This is a genomic window from Pseudomonadales bacterium, from assembly GCA_013215025.1.
Lineage (GTDB): Bacteria > Pseudomonadota > Gammaproteobacteria > Pseudomonadales > DT-91 > DT-91.
The window spans coordinates 1-2,217 of record JABSRR010000287.1 but is presented as its reverse complement, the minus strand read 5'-3'; the positions used below and the strand labels follow the sequence as shown (position 1 = coordinate 2,217).

Genomic DNA, 2,217 nt, shown 5'->3' with positions numbered 1-2,217 from the left:
GCCAAACTTGGGATGCATAACGCGACCACCCAGCTGCACCGGCACATCCTCAGCCACCGGCTTGCTATAGCTATTGGCGGTAACCGGGCGACTAACGGATGATTTCAACCGCACCTCACGCACATACTCAGACGGTATTTCTTTTAAAAAGCGCGATGGCCGCTGATAGTTTTCAGTGCCGTACAAACGGCGCGACTCAGCATATGACAAGTATAATCGACGCATCGCGCGAGTAATGCCAACATAGCAGAGCCGACGCTCTTCCTCTAAACGTCCCGGCTCTTCCAAACTCATCTTATGGGGAAACAGCTGCTCCTCTAAACCCAATAAAAACACATGACTAAACTCTAGCCCTTTCGCACTATGCAGAGTCATAAGCTGCACGCTATCTTCAAACACATCAGCCTGACCATCGCCCGCATCAAGCGCGGCGTTATCTAAAAACTGCTGCAGCGGTGATAGCGCCTCCTCGTCATCGGCCACAAACTCGCGCCCAGCAGCCACAAGCTCGGCCAAGTTATCAAGCCGCGCCTGCGCTTTTTCGCCCTTCTCTTTTTGAAAATGCGGAATCAAGCCCGAGCGCTCAATCACTATCTCTAACAGCTGCTCTAAGCCAAGCTCTTCAGTAGCCGCCTGCATCTCATCCAGCAACGTTAAAAATCCGTTGATGGCATTTAAGGCGCGGGCGTTTAACTGGCCCTGCTGCTGACAATACGCCACCGCCTGAAATAAATGACAGCCCTGATCACGCGCCACCTCACGCAACACCTCAACCGACTTATTGCCAATGCCGCGGGTAGGCACATTGAGCACCCGCTCAAACGCGGTATCGTCGTAGCGATTTATCAGCAGGCGACAATACGACAGCGCGTGTTTAATCTCTAAACGTTCATAGAAACGCTGACCACCATAAATACGATACGGCACGGCGGCACGAATCAATGCCTCCTCAAGCACCCGCGACTGCGCATTCGAGCGATACAGCATGGCAATATCATCTTTGCGCATATTCTCAGACGCCAGCATAGACTCGATTTTATCGACCGCAAAACGCGCCTCATCATGCTCGTTAAATGCAGCATATAGCTCAATCAGCTCACCCGCCTCGCCATCGGTCCATAAATCCTTACCTAAGCGGTCGTGGTTGTTGGCAATCACTGCATTCGCCGCATGCAAAATGGTCGAGGTAGAGCGGTAGTTTTGTTCTAGGCGAATCACCGCCGTTTGCGCAAAATCTTGCGACACGCGCTGAATATTCTCAATTTTGGCACCGCGCCAGCCATAGATCGACTGGTCATCATCACCCACCGCCATTAAATGCATCTGCTTGCCGGCCAGCACTCGCAGCCAGGCATACTGCACTGTATTGGTATCTTGAAACTCATCCACCAAAATACAGCGAAAGCGCTGCTGATAATGTGCCAGCAAGTCAGGCTGCTTAAGCCACAGCTCATGCGAGCGTAATAAAATTTCGGCAAAATCCACCAAACCGCCCTGCTCGCAAGCCGCCTGATACTGGCTATACACCTGCAGCATGGTGCGGTGGTAAAGATCGCCGGCGCTATCAATATGCTCTGCGCGACGGCCCTCATCTTTTTGCGCATTGATAAAATGCTGCGCCTGCTTGGGTGGCCACTGCCCCTCATCCAGCTGCATCGCCTTCATCACGCGCTTCACCACGCGCAGCTGATCATCGGCATCTAAAATCTGAAAATTTTGCGGCAGCTGCGCCTCGCGCCAATGTTGCTTCAATAAGCGATGCGCCAGCGCATGAAAGGTGCCCACCCATAAACCGCGGGTCGGCAACTGCAGCATATCTTCAATACGCGCACGCATCTCGGCGGCGGCTTTATTGGTAAAGGTAACCGCCATAATCGCATGTGGCGATAACTGCTCAACCTGCACCAGCCAGGCGATGCGATGCACCAGCACCCGAGTTTTACCCGAACCCGCCCCAGCCAATACCAACATATTGCCCAGCGGTGCGGCCACGGCCTCGCGCTGCGCATCGTTTAAATCGTCTAATAATTCTGAAACATCCATGCGGCTATTCTAACAAGCCAGTCTGGATATGCATACAGTAAAGCCGATTTAAGCCACAGGCCAAAACCTCGAAAGCCACGCTAATAAACTGCAACGGTAACGATCTCAGCCCACGGCAAAAAACTGTATAAAATCACAGTGTATTGACAATACAGCGCAAAAACGGCACGCTTT

1 protein-coding gene is annotated in these 2,217 nt (G+C 52.4%); it reads right to left on the bottom strand.

Annotated features, from left to right (window positions below; translation table 11 throughout):
* Nucleotides 1–2,043: DNA helicase II (gene uvrD / locus HRU21_12960; protein ID NRA43199.1), on the bottom strand; the 2,043-nt coding region annotated here is incomplete at its 3' end.
* Between the last annotated feature and the right edge of the window lie 174 nt (nt 2,044–2,217).